Raw genomic sequence first — 20,111 nt, forward strand, 5'->3', positions numbered from 1 at the left:
TAGTTTTACTAGCTTCCGCTTCATCGAATGTCTTCGGTAAAACTGCATCGGAAGCATAAACCTAGTTTTACTAGCTTCCGCTTCATCGAATATCTTCGGTAAAACTGCATCGGAAGCATAAACCTAGTTTTACTAGCTTCGGCCTAGTTGTTCAGATTATTCTCCAGTTGCTGCCGGTCGTACTGCTCCCGGTACCAGCCGTTCTGCTTCAGCAGCTCTTCGTGCGTACCACGCTCGATAATGGCGCCGTCCTCGAGAACCACGATCTGGTCGGCATGCTCGATGGCGGACAGCCGGTGAGTCGCGATCAGAGTGGTCTTGCCCTGGCGGTGTTCGCGGATGTTGTCTACAATCCGGGCTTCCGTGCGGGCGTCAACGGCGGAGAGCGCGTCGTCCAGAATCAGAATGTCCGGCTCGGCGATAAAAGCGCGGGAGAGCGAAACGCGCTGCTTCTGTCCGCCCGAGAGCGAGACGCCCCGTTCGCCCACGAGCGTATCCAGGCCGCGCTCCAGCGTGCCGAGATCCTGGTCGAAGGCCGCAGTGGCGATCGCTTCCATGATGGTATCGTCGGAAGCGCCGGGCTTGCCGAATTGAATATTCTCGCGGACGGTCTTCGAGAAGAGAATCTGCTCCTGGGGCACATAGCCGATCCAGCTGTGCAGCCGGTCGAGCGGGATGCGGTTAATCGGAACCCCCGAGACGGCTATGGTGCCGCTGCCGGTCGGATATTCATGCAGAAGCTGCTTGAGCAGCGTGGATTTGCCGCTGCCGGTCCGTCCCACAACGCCGAGCGTTTCGCCTCGGCGGAGCGTAAGGTCGATTTCCCGCAGATTGTCCTGCGCGGAGGTCGGATAGCGGAAGGTGGCGTCCTTGAATTCGATGGTCTCCGGTGAGGAGACCTCCACGGTGTCTTCCGGGTCCTGAACATCCGGCCGGGTGTGAAGCACCTCGTCGATCCGGTCGAGCGAAGCGCCGCCCCGCTGCATGAGGTTAATCAGCTCGCCGATGGCGAACATCGGCCAGACGATCATTCCGAGATACATATTGAACGAGACGAGGTCGCCTAGCGTAATTTCACTGTGAAAGACGAGGTACATGCCGTAAGTCAGGCCGATGATGTAGCTGAGACCGACGCAGAACCGGATCGTCGGCTCGAAGAAGGCGTCGATTCGGGCAACGGCCATGTTCTTGCGGTAGACGTCGTCGGTGATGTCGCCGAACCGCTTCTCATCCAGGCGTTCCTGGACATAGGCGCGGATGACGCGGATACCCGAGACCGATTCCAGCACCTGGTCGTTCATATCGCCGAAGGCGTCCTGGGCCAGGGTGTAGCGTTTGTGGATCGCTTTGCCGTAGACCACCATCGCCAAGGCAATCAGCGGAAGCGGAAGTACGGCGGCGAGCGTCAGCTTCCAGCTGATCAGCACGCCCATGGCCAGCAGCACGACAGAGAAGTAGATAGTCGAATCGACCAGGGTCAGCATCCCGAAGCCGACCGTTACGGACACGGCGCGGATATCGTTGGTGGCGCGGGCCATCAGATCACCGGTCCGGTTGCGCTCGAAGAACGAGGGGGTCATCGTCATCAGATGATTCATGAACCGGGAGCGAAGGAGACGCTCCACCAGATTGGAGCCGCCGAACAGGCTGTGCATCCATATGTACGTAATGCCGTAAATGACAGCCAGCAGGCCGACAATGCCCGCGATGTAGGCGATCAGGGCGCCGGACGTGATGGAGCCCCTGACGATCCTGTCGATGGCGTTCCCGAGCAGCCGTGGAGGCAGCAGTTCGAGGATGCCGACGAGGACCAGCATGAAGAGGCCGATGGTGTACCGCTTCTTCTCGCGGCGGAAGAACCAGCCGAGATTGCGGAGTACAGAAAATATCATCCGTATTTCATCCTTTCGTTAAAAGCTTGCGTCAATCGGGTAGCGACCGGAGCGGCGGGGAGGACAATTCCTTCCTGGGCTCCGCCATTCAACCAAAAAAGGCATACCATCCGTTAACGGATGATATGCCTGTAGGAAGCAAACGCATCATGTGAACGGTGCTAAGCGCACCGCACTCATTATGAACGATTCTTCCTGTAGATGCAGGGCGGCGGACGCCGTGCGCTCAGGAAGACTTCTTCACAAAAGGGGACGCTTCGGTATTCGGTTGGGGACGGAGAATAGCCTGGAACGAAATGGAATAAAGTCTATGTTTAAACACCGAGATCACCCTTTCTAAGAAATTGGTAATTACTAGAAGTTGAATCGCTACGTCTACACTTTATCATCCGGTCCGAGAAATTGTCAAACGTAATTTTGAACAAAATGCGAAAAATTTTAAGTATTGACCGGCAGCCGGTTTGGAAACAGGGGAATTTTAGCTATGATGAAGAGGATAAGGAGATGAGCTATGATGAGCATCACGGTTAGTTCGGAAGCCGCTTCCTGGTTCAAAAGAGAGCTGTCCCTCCAGGAGGGAGCCCAGCTCCGCCTGTTCCCTCGCTACAGCTCGGGCGGCGGACTGCATCCCGGCTTCTCGCTCGGCATCGCCGCCCAGCCGGCCGTCCGCCCGGGGATGCAGGAGACGCGCGAAGGCGTCTTCTTCTACCTGGAGGAGCAGGATCTGTGGTATATGGACGGCTACAACTTGAGCATCGTCTATGACAAGGCGGAAGACGACATTGATTATGTCTACGAACCGGCTTCTGCCAGGGAACAAGCTTAAATGCCGCCGGTTCCGGCGTCAGAATAGACGGACGTTCCTGCAGCAACAGCAAAGCCCCGGCCTCTTCAGGCCGGGGCTTTGCTGCGTAAGCAAGGACCATTCATCCGTCAGTGCGAACGAAATGGTTCTTCTTCCATGGCATACTCGAAATCGTCGATATCATAGACCTGCACTGGAACTCCGCCTTCTATAATCCGTTGAATCAGCTCGAGCTGATCGGTCAGGATCGGCGCATTCTCGCGCTGGGAAGCCAGCAGCAGCTCGGTCTCGATCGGATCGAACAGCTCGCCGTAAGCGGCATTGTCAACGCCGTTGACCACGGTAATCCGGGCTCTCTCCCCGACGAGAATCGAAGGACTCTTCGACCAGGGCATATTCAGGCACCGCCGCAGCTTCTTCTGGTTCAGCGGTTCCTCGAAGTAGGAGATCAGCTCGGCGATCTTCTCCTTCACATGCCGCTCGTCTTCGGGGTGGTTCATCAGCGGCTCGCTGCTGTCTTTCAGCTCGTAGAGCTCCAGCACCGTGGTGTAGGGAACGAGATATTCCACCGGTTCCGCGGGGACGAGCAGTTGACCGTATATGGCCATCATGACGGCTTCCGTCACAAATTGTCTGGACATCATTATCCTCCTGGGGCTGTCGGGACTGCGTTTAACGCGGGATATAGCCTAGAATTATCAAAACACTGTCACCGGCAAAAGTCAACCGGAGCGGTCGCCTACATCCGTCCGATCAGAAGCGACAGGATGCCGGCGGCAATCAGCGGGCCGACGGGAACGCCCTTGAAGAGCGCCACCCCGAGCACAGTGCCGATCAGCAGCCCCGCGACGACGGTGGGCTGGCTTCCCAGCAGGGAAGCGCCGCGGCCTCCGAGCCAGGCGACGAGCATGCCAACGCCGACCGCGAGCAGCGACTTCCAGTGCAGGAAGGATTGCAGCGCAGTGCCGGGCGTAATGCGCCCGCTCGCCAGCGGGGTCATGACACCGATGGTCAGGATGATGATGCCTGCCGTCAGCCCGTATTTTTCGAGCCAAGGAAAAGCCTGGTGCAGCCCGGCCACCCGAACCAGCAGCAGAACCAGCATAGAGATCGTAATCGCCGAATTGCTGCTGACAATGCCCAGAGCCGCCAGTGCCAGCAGCAGCAGAGAGGTCATGTCCATGGCGCTGCTCCTACAGAGACTTCGCCGCGATATGCGCAGCGATGAGCTTGCCGTGGCCCCGCCCGGTCTCAATGAAGACCTCATTGGCGTTGCGTCCGGATGCGATGACCCCGGCAATATACAGACCCGGCACATTGCTCTCCATCGAGGACGGATTGAACACCGGCTTATCCATATTGTCGTCCATGTCCACGCCGGCCGAAGACAGCAGCTCGCGGTTCGGACGGAAGCCGGTCATGGCCAGTACAAAATCGTTCTCGATCTTCAAGCTCTCTCCGCCGTCATTCGGAGTTACGGTTACGGTGTCGGCCGTAATTTCGGTAACCCGGGAACGGAGATGCAGGGTGATTTTGCCCTTCTCGACCATACTTTCGAAGATGGGGCGGACCCAAGGCTTGATATTGTCCGAGACGCTGTCGCCGCGGTAGATCATATCCACCTGGGCGCCGACCCGCATCAGCTCGAGAGCGGCGTCGACGGCCGAGTTGCTGCCTCCGATGACGGCTACGCGCATGCCGGTGTAAGGATGGGCTTCATTGAAATAATGAGTGACCTTCGGGAGCTCTTCCCCCGGTATTCCAATCCAGTTCGGCTGGTCAAAATAGCCGGTGGCAATGACGACATGGGCGGCCTCCCGCACCTGCCGCTGGCCGCGGTTATTCACGGTATGAACTTCGAAGCTCCCGTCGGCGCGGCGCTGCACCGAGACGGCTTCTTCATAGGCGGCAATCCGGAGGCCGTAGCGCTCGGCGGCCCGCCGGTAGTAGACCAGCGCTTCCTGGCGGTAAGGTTTGTCGTTCTGCGAGGTAAAGGGAACATCGCCGATCTCAAGCAGCTCGGCGGTGCTGAAGAACTGCATGCCGTTCGGATACAGGTAAATGGAGTGGACAATAAAGTGCTTCTCCACAATCAGCGCGGTAAGCCCTTGGCGCCCGGCTTCGATGGCGGCGGACAGGCCGCAGGGCCCGGCGCCGATGATGATGACGTCAATCATATTCCTTGAACTACCTCCGTATCGAGTAGGGTAATGGAGCATGCGCAACGGCATGCGGATAACTCAAATCCTACAGCAAAAGCAGGAATTTATCCAATCGGATAGATCCGGGTTGCTAATCTGATTAGACAAATATATAATTAGATATATATCTATACTATTGATCGAGAAGAGAGTGATTCGGGATGCAGCTTGCAGCCATTGTCCAATATCACAAAGCACTGGCCGATCCGACCCGGCTGAAGATGCTCCTGCTGCTTGCAGGAGGCGAGCTGAACGGCCAGACGCTGGCCGAGAAGCTGAACTTGTCGCAGCCTACCGTGACGCATCATGCGTCCAAGCTGCGTTCGGCCGCGCTTATCAAGGAGCGGAGAGACAAGAATACGGTTTATTTTCAGCTCAATGAGGAATTTATCCGGTACGGCGCAGACGCGTCGCTGCAATTCATTTTGAACAAGGGGGTACAGCAAATGCAGGAGAAGAGCGGAGCAAGGTCGCAGAAAGAGACGGTGCTGTCCAATTTCTACTCGAAGGACGGCAAGCTTCGGCAGCTTCCGGTTCAGTACAAGAAGAAGCTGATCGTGCTGGAGCACATGGTCGAACAGCTTAAGCCGGATGTGGTGTATACCGAGAAGGAGATCAATGCATTTATCAAGACCTATCATGAGGATTATGCCACGATCCGGCGGGAGTTTATTATGCACCAGTTCATGTACCGTGAAGACGGGAAGTATACCCTTAATCCGCCTGAAATATGGACGCATTGGGAGAATGTCAAATAAACATCACAAAGTTTCAACAAAAAAGTGAAAACGGAGTTTTAGCTATTAATATTCGGCAATCTCGCATAAAATGTAATTGTAAGCGTATTCTATTACGTTATGTGGGAAGGAGACGAACATGGTGATTTTCAAAAGAAATCGCAAAACCGAAGACGCTCCCCGCCAAATCACCGTCACTCTGCCGGATGTCAAGCAGGCTGTCCGGCAGTTCGAGAAGGATATGCCCGCCTCCATTAACCGTACCGTGCTGCTGCGAGAGGACAAGAGTCTGGATCTGAACCGGCTGACCCGCTATCTCGGGGGAACCACGGAACAGAAATTCTATATGTCGAGAGAGACGTTCGAAATTTTCTCCGAGGACGACCGGCTGATTCCGTATTATCTGGATATGGTTCAATCCGCCGTCGACTGCTACCTCAGCGACACGGGCAAGCTTCCGCTTATGGAAGACGTCAGGCTGCCCCAGGTTCATTACCGGCTGCTGGCCAGCGGACGGTATCTCAAGGAAATGCCGCCGTTTCCGCTGTATATTACAGACGAGGAAATGATGCTGACGCACCGCGAAGAGTATTTCAAATAAGGGGATTGCCGATACTGCCGTTCTCTGCTTCTTCTGGCACCGCAAGGTGCTTTTCTTTTTGCCCTTGATCTGCTGTACGCGGTACAATGGACGCTGTGGCAAGCGAGAGACGAAAGGAATGGATGCAGTGAACGGTGGAGAGAGAGACGCGAGAGGGATTCTGTTTGATCTGGACAATACGCTGATGGACCGGGACGCGACGTTCCGCAGCTTCTGCACGGCGATGACAGGCGAGTTCATGGCTCATCTGGACGAGGCGGAGCGGGAAGCGGCCGCCGAGGACATGATTGTCCGCGACGCGGACGGGTACCGGGACAAGGACGGTTATTTTGCCGAGCTGAGCCGGGAATTGCCGTGGAGCCGGCCGCTGAGCCCCGAAGAAATCCGCGCCTATTACGACCGGACGTATACCGGGCATTTTGCCGTGATGGAGAAGGCGGAGCAGGTGCTGGAGGATTGCAGGAACCGTGGGCTTCGGCTGGGGCTGGTAACCAATGGCAAGACGGCGCTTCAGAACGGTAAAATCGACCGGCTTGGCCTTCGGCGCTACTTCGACGCCATTGTCATTTCGGAAGAAGCGGGGATTGCGAAGCCCGATCCCGGAATCTACAGCTTCGCGCTGCGCAAGCTCGGCGTGGAGGCGGACAGGACGCTGTTCGTAGGCGACCATCCCGTCAATGACATTCAGGGCGCGTGGGACGCCGGAATCCCGGCTGTCTGGCTGAGGCGCCGCCACGGCTGGGACGAGCGCCTGACGGCGCGTCCGTTCGCTGTGATCGATCGATTGGCGGAGCTGCCGGAAGCCGTCGGCGCCTGGCTGACGCCAAAATTGAAGAGTTGACAATTCCTGCCGCGACCCGTTATGATGGCTTCAGATTAACCGGAAGGAGACGATGTATTATGATGGCTTATTGCGTACAGACCCGTCAACTGAATAGCGATCCCTATACGCGTCCCCCGGAAGCAGGCTTTCGCCGGTCTTAATGCCGTGCGATTGTTGAAGTGCCGCTGCTGAACTTTGGCAGCCTATATCTTTGGCGTCAATTACAGCGCCGCCGGAACCGTTGGGGTTCCGGCGGCTTTTTTGCAGGTACGCCAGCTTTGCTGTGCCTTTTGACGGGCGGCGTTGCCAAGCCCGTCTCTAATATGCAGGACCCTGCCCGCCGGAACTCTGGATGTTCCGGCGGGCTTTTTGCAGCGCAGGCAGGCCTGTAATCCGGGAGAACGCGGTTGCAAGACCCAACCTAAACTCTTGGAGGAATCCTTTAACAATGAACATGACGACTTATGGATGGAATGAAGAATGGCATCGGCGCTGGCAGGAAGGACGCTGGCCCGAAGAGCTGGAGCCCGCACGGATTATCGGAGACTTCGGCAGCGAATTTGAACTGGCGGCGGAGGGCGGAGAATACCGGGGCAGCCTCTCCGGCAAATACCGCCACCGCCTGGAGGCAGGCGGAGACTATCCCGGCATCGGCGACTGGGTGGCCGTCCGGCGGCCCGCCGGCAGCCGGCTGCTCCAGATCGAAGGGGCGCTTCCGAGAAACAGCGCGATCCTGCGCCAGGCAGCCGGAACGGTAGTGTCGCAGGGACAGCTGATTGCAGCCAATGTCGATACGCTGTTTCTGGTAGCCGCCTTGAACGATGACTTTAATGTCCGCCGGATGGAGCGTTATCTGATTATGGCTTGGAACAGCGGGGCAATGCCGGTAATTCTGCTGACCAAAGCCGACTTGTGCGAAGACCGTGAGCGGCGCATCGGCGAGATGGAATCGGCAGCGCCCGGCGTTCCCGTTCATGCGGTAAGCGCTTTGAGGGACGACGGGCGGGAACAGCTGGAGTCCTATCTGGGCCCAGGCCGGACCGTAGCCCTGACCGGGTCTTCCGGCTGCGGCAAATCGACGGTGGTCAATTGGCTCTGCGGCCGGGAGCTGCAGCGGACCCAGGAGGTCAGAGAAGATGACAGCCGGGGGCGTCATACGACAACGCACCGGGAGCTGTTTGTTCTGCCCTCGGGCGCTGTCCTGGTCGATACGCCCGGAATGCGGGAGCTTCAGCTTCGGGACGACGAAGGCGGTCTGGAGCAGGCTTTTGCCGATATCGGTCTGCTGGCCGCAAGCTGCCGCTATGCCGACTGCCGGCATGAGCGGGAAGAGGGATGCGCCGTACTGGAAGCGGCGGCAGACGGCAGACTGGAAGAGAAACGGCTGCTGAATTTCCGCAAAACCCAGCGCGAGCTGCTCTATCAGAGCGCCAAGGAGCAGAAGAACAAGCGCAAGGCCGGCGCGGCTTCGGTCAAGAGCGGCAGCCGGAACGCCGGGCGGCAATCGTGGCGCAGAGATTGGGAAGAAAATTAAGATCAATCCGAACCATGAAATTATAAAGAAAGCCGGATCAGGAGTTCCTGACCCGGCTTTTAACGTTGCAGCAGATGAAATTTAGAATGTCAGAGCGGCTTCTCTTGCGTTCTCCAGCCCTTTGCCGATAATCTCGGCAGCCTGCTGCGGCATCTGGTTGTGGCCTTCGATGATGATCTCGTGGATGTCCGTGAAGCCGAACAGCTTCAGGTTGCCCCGTACGTAGTTGACGGCCATTTCGGCTGCGGCAGCCGGTCCTTCGGAATAGACGCCGCCCCGCGCGTTCAGCAGCACGGCCTTCTTGCCGGTCAGCAGGCCCACCGGACCATTCTCGGTGTACTTGAAGGATTTGCCGGCCTGGGCCAGGTAATCCATGTACGTGTGAAGTACGGCCGGAACGGTCATGTTCCAGAGCGGGAAGCCGAATACCACCTTGTCGCTGTCGGCGAACTGAGTGAAGTATCCGCCCACCAGCGCGGCCAGCTTGGCTTCTTCGGCGGTCAGTTCCAGCCCGTTCGCTTCCTTGTACAGCGCAGTCAGAATGGAGTGGTCATAGTAAGGAAGCTCCGCGGCGAAGAGGTCCAGTTCGGTGATCTCGTCTTCGGGATGCGAAGTACGGTAGGCATTCAGAAATTCTTCATACAGCTTAACGCTGACGGCTTGCTCGGCAGGACGGTTATTGGCTTTGATAAACAACACTTTCGACATAATCACGGTCTCCTCTGTATGTGTAAGTAATAATCATTAACTATAAATAATATAGTTGATAACAAAGTTAGTGTCAACAGCGATCTTCAAGCCGGCATGAAACCGGAATTCCAAAAAAAATTTTTCGACAAAATGGTCCTCGGAGGCTCCCAGATAAAGGGATGGAAATGTTCTCTTGCCAAAGCGAGCCCCCAGATATTGGGGGCGGGTCGGATTATGGCGTTCTGCGCCCCTTGCCGCGCGCCGATTGGCGGGTTTAAGCGGGGAGAGGTCCGGTTATATAGGGGATACAAGGGCCCCGGAAGGACCGGCGAAGCAAGGCCCGAATCCAAGGAAAAGGGAGCGATCGGACATGTCCATAGACCGCTTTATTATTAAAAAATTGGACAACTGTCATGAGGAGCATACCAAGGTCAATCTGGTCAAGCTGTTCCAGCTTCGTATTCAGAAGGCCGAGAAGGCCGAGAAAGGCCATTATAAAATTGGCTGACCGCAGAGGCTTCAGACGGCCATCGCGGCTGTGGACAGGCATGCCCGCCGGGCATGCCTTTTTTGATGGGCAGTCTTACGGTCTTAACCGAGCGGAACAACTAATTATGACCGGTTATTGCACTAATCGGGGTGGTATGGAGGAAGAAGGGCATCCCTTATAATGGAAGAGGTTTCACGGCATACATAAGAGGGGTGCTCAATGAGTCAGATTGAAGTCAGCGGTCTGAACAAGGTATTCAGGCAGGCGGTGAAGGAACCGGGTCTGTCCGGAGCGCTTAAACATTTAATCCGGCCGCAGTATGCAGACAAACATGCGGTCAAGGGAATTGACCTGAAGATTGAAGAAGGAGAGAGCGTCGCTTATGTAGGCCCGAACGGAGCCGGCAAATCGACTACAATCAAAATGATGTGCGGGGTGCTTGTTCCTACCTCGGGGCAGATTCGGGTGAACGGAATAGATCCTTACCGGCAGCGCATGGAGAATGCTGCGGGCATCGGAGCCGTCTTCGGCCAACGGACGCAGCTCTGGTGGGACATTCCGGTTCTGGAATCGCTGAATCTGCTGAAGGACATTTATGAAGTGCCGAGCGGCGATTTCAACCGCAACATGAAAGCGTTCACAGAATTATTGGAGCTGGACGAGTTTCTGCATTTATCGGCGCGCAAGCTGTCGCTTGGCCAGCGAATGCGGGCGGACCTCGCGGCCGCCCTGCTGCACGATCCCCGGATTGTCTATCTGGATGAGCCGACGATCGGACTCGACGTATCGGTCAAGCTGCGCATCCGCAGCTTCATCAAGCAGATGAACCGGGAGAAGGGAACCACCGTCATGCTGACGACCCATGATCTCGGCGATATTGAGGATCTCTGCGAGCGGCTCGTGATAATCGACCGCGGCGTCATCATTTTTGACGGGAGATTGAAAGAGGTCAAGGATGCCTTTGCCAGAGAACGGACGATTCATCTGGAACTGGCTTCTCCGATTCCCGATCCCGGAAGGCTGTTCAGGGATATTCCGGGGCTTGCGCCGGAGGAGGACGGGCCGCTGCGGCTGGCTATCTGCTTTGATCGGTTCCGGATTACGGCCAGTGAAATTGTGAAGAGGGTAATTGCCTGCGCGGAGGTGATCGACTTTCACATCGACGAGCCGGGCATTGAACAGATTATCCGCCAAGTCTATGAAGGGAAGCTGGATTTGAATCTGCCGGAGCCGGCGTACGCGGCGGGAGGTGACCGCCTGAAATGAAGGGATTCAAGAAATACAGGTCGCTTGCCGTATGCGCCATGCAGAACACGTTATCTTACAGGTTGTCCTTTATTCTCAGCTTTCTCGGGAATTTCGTGACGCTGATCGCCATGTTCTATCTGTGGCAGGCGATCTATGCCGGCCAGACGGAGATTGCCGGGTACGGATGGGGAGAGATGAAGACGTATCTGCTGGTCACTTTCTTTGTGAATTCGATGCTGTCCTACTATTCCGAGTCGGGAATTACAGGCAAGGTGATCGACGGTACGGTGGCGATGGATCTGTTGAAACCGATTGACTTCCAAAAAGCGAGGCTTGCCGAATCGCTGGGCTCCTGCGTGCTGGAAGGGATTCTAAGCGCGCTGCTGATCGGAGCAGCGGCAGCGCTCGCCTTCGGCATCCCGATGCCGGAGAACGGGCTTAACGCCGCCCTGTTCGCGGTCAGCCTGCTGTCCTCGATCCTGGTCAAATTCGGACTGATCTACTGCACTGCCATGCTCTGCTTCTACACGACAAGCGGCATCGGCATCATCTGGACCCGGATGGCCGTCACCAATCTGCTCTCCGGCGCACTCGTGCCGCTGGCGTTCTTCCCCGGCTGGCTGAGAACGGCGGCGATGGCGCTGCCTTTCCAGGGCATCGTCAGCACTCCGACGACGATCTTCCTTGGCATGCACACCCCGGTGCATGCCGCCGAACTGATCGCTATCCAATGGTTCTGGATCGCGGCGCTGTGGCTGCTGGGCAAGCGGCTCTGGAGCTGGGCTGTGCGGCAAATTACAATTCATGGAGGCTAGGATGAAGAAGATGTCATTGCGCCGAATCCTTTTCCTGTACCGACGGCTCTTCACGCAGCAGTTGAAGGCGATTCTGGAATATACATCCGACTTCTATATCATGATCGGAGCGGCGGCTCTGACCCAAGTTGTCGGGTTTCTGTTCCTGTGGGTGGTCTTCTCCCGGATTCCGGACATTCAGGGCTGGACGATGTGGGAGGTGGCCTTTATGTATGCGGCTGTGTATTTCTCCGAAGGAATCGGCTCGCTGTTCTTTGAGGGGACCTGGCGGCTGCTGCGGCTGGTGAACATGGGGGAGCTGGACCGTTATCTGGTGCGTCCCGTCCCGCTGGTCCTGCAAGTATTCTGCGCCGGCATCGGCATGAACGGCATCGGCAATGTGCTGATCGGCGGTACGATCATCGGAATGTCCCTGGCCCATATCCGGATCGATTGGAATGTATGGACCGTTCTGGGCGGTCTCGTGATGATGGCTTCGGCACTGACGATCCGGGTGGCCATCAACCTGGCCGCCAACTGCTCGGCGTTCTGGATCAAGGCGTCCGGCAACGCCTTTCCGCTGATGGTCCACAATCTCAGCGAGTTCGCCAAGTATCCGATTACGATATTCTCGCTTGGCATGCAGCTGTTCATCTCACTGGCCATCCCGTTTGCCTTTGTGAGCTTCTTCCCGGCGGCCGCTCTGCTGGGGGCGGGAGAATGGGCCGTATACGGGTGGCTGGCTCCCCTGGTCGCCGTCTACTGCACGGCAGCCGCGCTCCTGCTCTTCCGTACCGGGCTGAGACGTTATGAGAGCGCAGGCAATTGAGAGACGGCAGAATACGGGAGATAAGCGAACAGACACAAGCGGCAGTTCAGGAAGGCTCTTCCTTGAACTGCCGCTTGTGTCTGTCCCAATGCGGCGCTGTCCGTACTCCCTTGCCCTTAATAAAGGGAAAGCGCCAGGGTATCATTCTCGCTATAACTGTGCAATATGGCCTCTGAGCCTTTGATTTCGATGCTTATCAGAGAATTCAAGCATGTTTTGATTGCGTTCTTGCCTTTCTTGATCTTCAGGTCCAGCGCACTGGTCAGCAGACGGAGCACTTTCTGCGTCGGCTGTTTGTTCTCGGTCGTGAAATAGACGGGGATCATCTTGTTCTGGAACGGAATCAGCATCCTCACTTGAAATCACCTTCTTCAAAAGTTATTTCATGACATCATAGTATCCTCCTTATCTTAAATTTACCTTAAAATCAGCTTATGATAACATAAAGAATAAAAGATTCAGCCTGATCCGGAAGGAATAGATCCCCCGGGGGCCATCCGCACCGGCGTGCCGAATGCATCCGGCAGCCCGCCTTCGGAGGACGGATGTCAGCGGCGCCGCTCGGCAGACAACAGTCTGCGGGAGACGCTGGCCGGCTGGCTGCTCCGTCCTCCCGGGGCTGTTCTCCGGCTCTCTAAGGCTGAAGAACGACGGTAGTATAAGCAGGAAGAGAGAGCGAACCGTCCTTAAGGGATGCCTGCCCGGAAGTGTCGCCAAGAACCGAGGCATATAGAACCCCGTCTGTCGTCTTCTCCAGCTTCACGGTCTGGCCCGATCCGGTCAGATTATGAACCACAAGCGCACGGCCGTCTGCCGCGATGCGCTCATAGGCCATTACTCCGGCGTTGCCCGGGCTATATTCCTTAACAGCTCCGTCCCGAAGCGCAGGAGTCGATTTCCGAAGCGCAATCAGCTTGCGGTAATGGCTGAGCAGCGAATCGGCCTTCTGGTTCTCCGACTCGACGCTGGCCCCTCCGGCCGGATTGTTCGCCGCCTGTTCCCAGGTGGTCTGGCCCTGTCCGCTTCCGGACGGGTACCACTGCATCGGCTCGCGGATGCCTTCGTCGGGCTTCTGCCCCCGCATGCCGATCTCTTCCCCGTAATAGATAAACGGATTGCCAGGCAGCGTAAGCTGGATCGCGGCTGCCATTCTCGCATGGTTGGCGTTGTCCTGAAGCTGGGTCATCGACCGGTTGACGTCGTGATTGCCGAGGAAGGTAGCATCGGTGAAGCTGCCCTCCGATACTTTGCCGTAGAGCTTGTACGTCCGTTCGAGAGAGAAGGCGAGGCCATTGTCTTTCTCCGAGCCGGCCGCGCTGAGAATGGACTCGGACAGGCCGAAGTTGAACCCCGAATCAAACGCTTTGTTCAGATAGGCGCCGACTGTGGCCGCCGAATCCTCCCAGACTTCCCCGACCAGATAGACGTTCGGGTTGACCGCAGTCAGGGAACTGCGGAATTCCTGCCACCAGGCCACGTTCTTCGCGGTTGTGGCGTCTCCGCGGTCCGCCGCCGTATCCTCATAGATATGTTTGGCCGCGTCCAGGCGGAAGCCGTCGAGTCCCTGGTCCAGCCAGAACTTGCCGACGGATTTCATCTCTTCCCGAACCTTCGGATTATCGAAATTCAGATCCGGCATCTTCTCCCAGAAGGTAGCCATGTAATGAGAGCCGCGAACGGAATGCCACGGATTGCCCGAGCCGGCTGCGCTGACGCCCTCCGGCGAGCGGCCCTGGTCTTCCGCCCAGACGTACCAGTCCCGGTAAGGGCTCTTGGGGTCGGTTGCGGCCGCCTTGAACCACGGATGCTCGCTGCTGGTATGGTTGACCACCAGGTCCATAATCACCTTGATCCCGCGCTTATGCGCCTCTGCGACGAGTTCGCGCAAGTCCTCTACCGTGCCGTAATCCGGATTCACGCTCCGGTAGTCGGTCACATCATATCCGTGATAGCTTGGAGACGGATTGATCGGCATGAGCCAGATTCCGCCTACGCCGAGATCGTCGTGCGTGTCGGGATTGCCGTCGTTCAGGTAATCCAGCTTCTCGGTGATCCCCTTGAGATCGCCGATGCCGTCTCCGTTCGAATCGTAGAAGGAACGCACGAAGATTTCATAATAGACGGAGGAAGGCTGTTCATCGACTGCCGTTTCCGCTGCCGAAGGCGCTGCTGCGGCCGGAGCCGCGGAAGCCGGGGACGAGGCTGTAGGCCTGGCCGCAGCTGAAGAAGCGGCAGAAGTATCTTGGTCGTTGCCGGACGAACAGCCGGCGAGCAGAGCAGCGGTAAGCGCGCAGGGCAGAAGCGCCGCTCCGGCTCTGCGCAGATAAGTGGAGTGCATAGTGAAATTAAGTTCTCCTTTCGTAGGGGCGGTACTCTCGCGGCCGGTTTCGTAAGCGTTTTAGAAACCGGCGGATATCGTCATCATACACTTTCCGGCAAACGTTTGCACTTCTTTTTTGCCCTCTCTGAACCGATTGAATCTCCTCCGCATATGATGCCAAAAAAGGGCATCGGCCCGAAAGAACGGAAAGGAGAGAACAGTCCATGAGGAAGACAAAGGATAAAGCCGTTGCGCTCATGCTTGTTGTGCTGATGCTTGCGGGACTCGCCGCCGGCTGCGGGAAGAAGTCCGCCGATGTGAAGATCCGGGTCGGCGAGGTGACGCGTTCCGTGTTCTATGCCCCGGAATATGTGGCGCTGAGCCAGGGCTTTTTTGCCGATGAAGGGCTGGACGTGGAGCTGCAGACGATTCCGGGCGGCGACAAGACGATGACTGCACTGCTCTCCGGGGCGATTGACGTAGCGCTGGTAGGCGCGGAAACGTCCATTTATGTATACCAGCAGGGCACCAAGGACCCGGTCATCAACTTCGCCCAGCTGACGCAGCGGGACGGTACCTTTCTCTTTGCCCGCAAGCCGGACCCCGATTTCAGCTGGGAGAAGCTGAAAGGCTCCACCTTTCTGGGACAACGCCAGGGCGGAATGCCGCAGATGGCGGGAGCCTACACGCTCCATGCGAAAGGAATCGACGCTAAGAAGGATCTTACGCTGATTCAGAACATTGACTTTGCCAATATTGCCGGCGCCTTCGCTTCCGGGACCGGAGACTATGTCCAGCTGTTTGAACCGCAGGCCTCCATCTTCGAGAAGGAGGGGCGGGGAGCCGTAGTCGCCTCGTTCGGCGTGGAGAGCGGCTACCTGCCTTATACCGTGTTCATGGCCAAGAGCAGCTACATCAAGAAGAACCAAGAGGCCGCCGGGAAATTCACGAAGGCGATCGAACGCGCCCAGCGGTGGGTCAAATCGCATGACGCCGGCCAGATTGCGGATGCGGTCATGCCGTATTTTGACAAAACCGACCGGAGCATCGTTGTCTCGGCGATCACCCGCTACAAGGAGCAGGACACCTACGCCGAAGATCCGGTCATCGACGACAAGGAGTGGAACAATCTGCTGGATGTAATGTCCTTCTCCGGCGAACTGAAGAAGAGGGTTCCGGCCTCGGCCATTGTCGACAATTCATTCGCCCGGCAGGCTGTCCGGGACAACGGGGAGTAGCGCTCATGGAGCCGGCTATCCGACTGAACGACATCACCCACGCTTACCTGGGGGAGCAGGCGGCTTATCTCGCGCTGGAAAAGGTCAATCTGAGCGTCATGCCCGGCGAGTTCGTCAGCCTGGTCGGACCGAGCGGCTGCGGCAAGACGACGCTGCTGTCGATTGTGGCCGGTCTGCTGGTTCCGTCCAGAGGCGAAGCCGGCGTGCTCGGACGCCCGGTGACGGGGCCGTCGCCCGGCGTCGGGTACATGCTGCAGTCGGACTATCTGTTCCCGTGGCGGACCATTCTTGACAATGCTCTCCTCGGGCTGGAGCTGACCGGCCGGCTGGATGAAGCGGGCCGGGAGAAGACGCGGGCGCTGCTTGCCGATATGGGCCTCGGCGGCAAGGAGAACGCGCTGCCCTCGGAGCTCTCGGGCGGCATGCGCCAGCGGGTTGCGCTGGTGCGGACGCTCGCGACCGATCCGGCGCTGCTGCTGCTCGACGAGCCGTTCTCCGCGCTCGATTACCAGATCAAGCTTCAGCTTGAGGACCTCGTATCCGAGACGCTCCGCCGCAGGGGAACGACGGCGCTCCTTGTCACCCATGATCTGTCCGAAGCCATTGCCGTCAGCGACCGGGTCGTTCTGCTGGACCGCAACCCGGGCCGGGTCCGGCGCATCTTCGAGATTCCCGCTAGCATCCGGCAGACGCCTCCGCTGTATGCGCGCGATCTGCCGGAGTTCGCCGGTCTGTTCCATCAGGTGTGGAAGGAAATGGAGCAGGCCGGGCAGGAGAATTAATCTTCAATAAGGAGGTGATCGCATGCAGCAAGCGGCCGATGAACATCCAGCGGACGCCGAATCCCGCCAGGCCTGGCTCGAGGACCGGCAGGCTTCGTTCCGGCAGGCGCGCAGACGACGGAAGCGGGCCGTCAATGCCGTCCGGGGAAGTGTGCTGATCCTGCTGTTCGTCTTCTGGGAAGGCGCCGCCCGCCTCGGCTGGATCGATGAGCTATTGTTCAGCAGCCCGGATCGGGTGTTCAGGCAGATTGCTTCCGATATGGCAGACGGAAGTCTGTGGCACCATCTCGGCGTCACATCGGCCGAGACGGCGGCAGGCTTCGTGCTGGGAACCCTGATGGGCACGCTGCTGGCGGTGCTGATCTGGTGGTCTCCTTTTCTGTCCGCGGTGCTGGACCCTTATATGGTCGTCTTCAACAGCATGCCCAAAGTTGCGCTCGGTCCCATCTTTATCGTCATGTTCGGCGCAGGCTTCACTGCCATCGTCGCGACGACCCTGTCGATTACGGTGATCGTGACCACGCTGGTCGTATACAACAGCTTCGTCTCCGTGGACAGCAATTATATCAAGCTTGTGCGCTCATTCGGCGCGTCGCGGCGGCAGGTGTTCGCCAAGGTCATTCTCCCCTCGTCCTATCCGGCCATCGTCTCGACGCTCAAGGTGAACGTCGGCATGTCCTGGGTCGGCGTTATCGTCGGCGAATTTCTGACGGCCAAGAGCGGCCTCGGCTATCTCATCATCTACGGCTTTCAGGTCTTCAACTTCACGCTGGTGATGTCCAGCCTGCTTATCATAGCCGCCGTAGCGACGGCCATGTACCAGATCGTTGTCTATCTGGAGAAGCTGCTGCTGTCCAGACGGTGAACTCCCCCGGTTGTCGGTCCCTTCAAAATCAAGTACCATGGGAAGGACAGGTACGGGAGGATGAAAGGTATGGGTTTTCGCATCATCAAAACGGCCGCGGCCACGCTGCTGTCGATTCTGCTGGCCGCCGCGGCCGGCATACCGAACGCCCAGAGCGCCGGCCTGCTGGCCATTCTGGGCGTGGAAGTCACACGGAAGCGGAGTCTGAAGACGATCTCCGCCCGTTTTTTTGCCTCGCTTGTCGGACTGGCCTGCGGAACGCTGCTGTTCTGGCTGCTCGGGTTCCATTACTGGGTGCTCGGGCTGTTCGTGCTGCTCGGATTCCCGCTGATCGTCAAGACCGGCTTCAAGGAAGGGATCGTAACCAGCTCGGTTATCGTGTTCCGGGTGTTCGGACAGGCGGAGCTCAGCCTGCATATTCTGCTCCAGCAGGTGCTGCTGCTGGTGATCGGGCTGGGATCTGCCGGTCTGGTGAATCTGGTGTATATGCCGAAGACCGAAGGGCTGATGTACGGCATCCGCCAAGAGGTGGACGGGCTGTTCGCGGTCATCTTCCGGCAGATGGCCGCCACCCTCCGCGATCCCGGCCATGTCTGGGACGGCAGGGAGCTGCTGCTGGCCCAGAAGACGATTGAACAGGGACTGGCCGCAGCGGCCCGCGAGATGGAGAACGCCGTTATCCGGCACGATGAAGCCTGGAACGTCTATTTTTACATGCGAAGAGAACAGCTCGAATCGGTTCAGAATATGCTGCAGCTGCTGTCCCAGGTGTACCGGCACATGCCTCACGGCGATATGACCGCCGAACTGTTCGAGCAGCTCAGCGGAGATGTCGTCGAAGAAGCCTATACCGGGAGAACGGAAATGCTGCTGAACCGGCTGGAGCAGGAGTTCCGGGGCATGGAGCTCCCGGGGACACGGGAAGAATTCGAGGTGCGTTCCGCGATTCTCCAGCTGTGCCGCGAGCTTGCGCTTTATCTCAAAATCGCCAAGGATTACAAGGCGCCGGTCATGCCGCGCAGGGTCCGTTCCTGACGCTCGGTGTCAGATTCGGCCTCCAGAAACTAACAATTGACCGTCCAGATGCCGATATAAAGGTTGGATATTGTGCCTTTTACGACTATTTGAGGTGAGTACAATGGAGAGTTTCAATCATCAGTATCTGGGCAAGGAATTGGCCAGGGATGTGTTCAATCACCGGGGGGTGCTGGTGCTGCCCGCCGCTTCCAGACTGGATGAGAACAATCTGCGGCTTCTGACCAGCCACCGGATCTATCTGGACCCGAGCGATGTGGCGGACCGGCGGGGGAAATCGAAGGAGTTTCAGAAGGCGGTAGACAGCGGAACGCTCGCCATGGAGCAAATTTTTGAAACGGCCAGACATACCAAGAGCATTCCCATGATGGAGCTGCGTTATGAAGTGCTTCCTTTTATCCAGGCCGTATCGGAGAGCAACGATTTCTACGGTGTGCTGGAGACGCTCCAATCCAAGGACGACTATACCTTCCGGCACAATATCGCCGTCGGCATCCTCTCGACCCTGCTCGGCAAATGGATGGGGCTTGGGCAAGACCATCTCATGCAGCTGACGATTGCGGCTACGCTCCACGACATCGGCAAGGTGGTCATTCCCGAAGAGGTGCTGAACAAGCCCGGCAAGCTGACGAAGGAAGAATTCGACCTGGTCAAGCAGCATACCACCTTCGGCTATGAAATTATCCGCAAGACGGTCGGGACGAACCACAATGAAGCGCTGGTCGCCCTTCAGCATCACGAACGCATGGACGGCAGCGGCTATCCGCACGGCATACCGGGCGACCAGCAGCTGGAGATCAGCCGGGTTGTGGCGGTAACCGATGTGTTCCACGCCATGTCGTCGGATCGGCCCTATCACAAGGCGTCCCCGCTCTATGAGATTCTCAGGCAGATGGAGGAGAACGTATTCGGCGTGCTGGACCCGTTCATCTGCCGGTTGTTCATTCATAAAATGATGGAATCGATGGTCGGCAACCTCGCCGAACTCAGCGACGGACGGCTGGGCGAAGTGCTGCTCATCCATTACCACGACCCGCTCCGGCCCTTGCTTCGCGTCGAGGACACCTTCATTGATCTCAGCCGGGAGCGCCAGCTTGAAATGGTCCGGATTATTCAGCGATAACAGGGAAGAAGCTTGATGACGGGCGCTTGGCTCCGAACCAAAAAATACATATCAACAAACGCCCATGTCCTGCATACACATGATAGTGAATGATTGTATGGAGG

General features: G+C 57.7%; 21 protein-coding genes. 14 read left to right on the forward strand and 7 right to left on the reverse strand.

Annotated features, from left to right (window positions below; all coding sequences use genetic code 11):
* Positions 1-143: 143 nt before the first annotated feature.
* A complete protein-coding gene (locus F4V43_RS05885) occupies positions 144-1,889 on the reverse strand; it encodes an ABC transporter ATP-binding protein (RefSeq protein ID WP_150457463.1) in 1,746 nt (581 codons plus the stop codon).
* A 517-nt stretch (positions 1,890-2,406) separates the two neighbouring features.
* Here F4V43_RS05885 and F4V43_RS05890 point away from each other — a divergent pair.
* Positions 2,407-2,718 carry a HesB/YadR/YfhF family protein gene (locus F4V43_RS05890; RefSeq protein WP_150457464.1) on the forward strand — a complete coding sequence of 104 codons (312 nt, stop codon included), beginning with the start codon at positions 2,407-2,409 and terminating at the stop codon, positions 2,716-2,718.
* Between the two features lie 107 nt (positions 2,719-2,825).
* Here the strand turns inward: F4V43_RS05890 and F4V43_RS05895 are convergent, their stop codons facing one another.
* From F4V43_RS05895 to F4V43_RS05905, 3 genes are all read right to left on the reverse strand, one after another.
* Positions 2,826-3,338, reverse strand: coding sequence for an ADP-heptose synthase (locus tag F4V43_RS05895; RefSeq protein ID WP_150457306.1), 513 nt, complete (start codon positions 3,336-3,338; stop codon positions 2,826-2,828).
* A 98-nt stretch (positions 3,339-3,436) separates the two neighbouring features.
* A complete protein-coding gene (locus F4V43_RS05900) occupies positions 3,437-3,880 on the reverse strand; it encodes a DUF441 domain-containing protein (protein ID WP_150457307.1) in 444 nt (147 codons plus the stop codon).
* Between the two features lie 10 nt (positions 3,881-3,890).
* Complete coding sequence (locus F4V43_RS05905) at positions 3,891-4,874, reverse strand: YpdA family putative bacillithiol disulfide reductase (RefSeq protein WP_150457308.1); 984 nt, start codon at positions 4,872-4,874, stop codon at positions 3,891-3,893.
* A gap of 185 nt (positions 4,875-5,059) precedes the next feature.
* Between F4V43_RS05905 and F4V43_RS05910 the strand changes: the two genes are divergently transcribed.
* The 4 genes from F4V43_RS05910 to rsgA all read left to right on the forward strand — a co-directional run bounded on the left by F4V43_RS05910 (position 5,060) and on the right by rsgA (position 8,593).
* Positions 5,060-5,656 (forward strand): metalloregulator ArsR/SmtB family transcription factor, encoded by a 597-nt coding sequence (locus F4V43_RS05910; RefSeq protein ID WP_150457309.1) that lies wholly within the window; start codon positions 5,060-5,062, stop codon positions 5,654-5,656.
* 118 nt (positions 5,657-5,774) lie between these two features.
* On the forward strand, positions 5,775-6,236 hold the full coding sequence (locus F4V43_RS05915) for a DUF3939 domain-containing protein (RefSeq protein WP_191089488.1): 462 nt from the start codon (positions 5,775-5,777) through the stop codon (positions 6,234-6,236).
* 118 nt (positions 6,237-6,354) lie between these two features.
* Entirely contained in the window at positions 6,355-7,077 is a 723-nt protein-coding gene (locus tag F4V43_RS05920) for an HAD family hydrolase (RefSeq protein ID WP_150457310.1), read from the forward strand.
* 430 nt (positions 7,078-7,507) lie between these two features.
* The gene (gene rsgA, locus F4V43_RS05925) at positions 7,508-8,593 is read left to right on the forward strand and encodes a ribosome small subunit-dependent GTPase A (protein ID WP_150457311.1); all 1,086 of its coding nucleotides are present in this window, start codon (positions 7,508-7,510) and stop codon (positions 8,591-8,593) included.
* 81 nt (positions 8,594-8,674) lie between these two features.
* On the opposite strand, the gene F4V43_RS05930 is transcribed toward rsgA, so the two are convergent.
* The gene (locus tag F4V43_RS05930) at positions 8,675-9,301 is read right to left on the reverse strand and encodes an FMN-dependent NADH-azoreductase (RefSeq protein ID WP_150457312.1); all 627 of its coding nucleotides are present in this window, start codon (positions 9,299-9,301) and stop codon (positions 8,675-8,677) included.
* A gap of 352 nt (positions 9,302-9,653) precedes the next feature.
* On the opposite strand from F4V43_RS05930, the gene F4V43_RS19670 reads away from it, so the two are divergent.
* From F4V43_RS19670 to F4V43_RS05945, 4 genes are all read left to right on the forward strand, one after another.
* Positions 9,654-9,791, forward strand: a complete 138-nt coding sequence (locus tag F4V43_RS19670; protein ID WP_191089489.1) for a hypothetical protein — start codon at positions 9,654-9,656, stop codon at positions 9,789-9,791.
* A 201-nt stretch (positions 9,792-9,992) separates the two neighbouring features.
* Positions 9,993-11,039: an ATP-binding cassette domain-containing protein gene (locus F4V43_RS05935; protein WP_150457313.1), complete on the forward strand. Its 1,047-nt coding sequence runs from the start codon at positions 9,993-9,995 to the stop codon at positions 11,037-11,039.
* Entirely contained in the window at positions 11,036-11,836 is an 801-nt protein-coding gene (locus F4V43_RS05940; RefSeq protein WP_150457314.1) for an ABC transporter permease, read from the forward strand. Before F4V43_RS05935 ends, F4V43_RS05940 begins: the two co-directional genes overlap by 4 nt.
* A 1-nt stretch (position 11,837) precedes the next feature.
* Positions 11,838-12,644: an ABC transporter permease gene (locus F4V43_RS05945; protein WP_223879789.1), complete on the forward strand. Its 807-nt coding sequence runs from the start codon at positions 11,838-11,840 to the stop codon at positions 12,642-12,644.
* 116 nt (positions 12,645-12,760) lie between these two features.
* Here the strand turns inward: F4V43_RS05945 and F4V43_RS05950 are convergent, their stop codons facing one another.
* Both F4V43_RS05950 and F4V43_RS05955 read right to left on the reverse strand, forming a co-directional pair.
* Positions 12,761-13,000: a hypothetical protein gene (locus tag F4V43_RS05950; RefSeq protein WP_150457315.1), complete on the reverse strand. Its 240-nt coding sequence runs from the start codon at positions 12,998-13,000 to the stop codon at positions 12,761-12,763.
* 278 nt (positions 13,001-13,278) lie between these two features.
* Positions 13,279-14,982: an alpha-amylase family glycosyl hydrolase gene (locus F4V43_RS05955; RefSeq protein WP_150457316.1), complete on the reverse strand. Its 1,704-nt coding sequence runs from the start codon at positions 14,980-14,982 to the stop codon at positions 13,279-13,281.
* Between the two features lie 206 nt (positions 14,983-15,188).
* On the opposite strand from F4V43_RS05955, the gene F4V43_RS05960 reads away from it, so the two are divergent.
* The 5 genes from F4V43_RS05960 to F4V43_RS05980 all read left to right on the forward strand — a co-directional run bounded on the left by F4V43_RS05960 (position 15,189) and on the right by F4V43_RS05980 (position 20,007).
* Positions 15,189-16,202, forward strand: a complete 1,014-nt coding sequence (locus F4V43_RS05960; RefSeq protein WP_150457317.1) for an ABC transporter substrate-binding protein — start codon at positions 15,189-15,191, stop codon at positions 16,200-16,202.
* A 5-nt stretch (positions 16,203-16,207) separates the two neighbouring features.
* Entirely contained in the window at positions 16,208-16,984 is a 777-nt protein-coding gene (locus F4V43_RS05965; protein WP_150457318.1) for an ABC transporter ATP-binding protein, read from the forward strand.
* A 22-nt stretch (positions 16,985-17,006) separates the two neighbouring features.
* Complete coding sequence (locus F4V43_RS05970) at positions 17,007-17,849, forward strand: ABC transporter permease (protein ID WP_150457319.1); 843 nt, start codon at positions 17,007-17,009, stop codon at positions 17,847-17,849.
* 69 nt (positions 17,850-17,918) lie between these two features.
* Positions 17,919-18,884, forward strand: a complete 966-nt coding sequence (locus F4V43_RS05975; RefSeq protein ID WP_150457320.1) for an aromatic acid exporter family protein — start codon at positions 17,919-17,921, stop codon at positions 18,882-18,884.
* 103 nt (positions 18,885-18,987) lie between these two features.
* Positions 18,988-20,007, forward strand: a complete 1,020-nt coding sequence (locus F4V43_RS05980; RefSeq protein WP_150457321.1) for an HD-GYP domain-containing protein — start codon at positions 18,988-18,990, stop codon at positions 20,005-20,007.
* Positions 20,008-20,111: the final 104 nt, after the last annotated feature.

The organism is Paenibacillus spiritus (assembly GCF_008710135.1).
In the GTDB taxonomy this organism is placed as follows: domain Bacteria; phylum Bacillota; class Bacilli; order Paenibacillales; family Paenibacillaceae; genus Paenibacillus_AQ; species Paenibacillus_AQ glufosinatiresistens.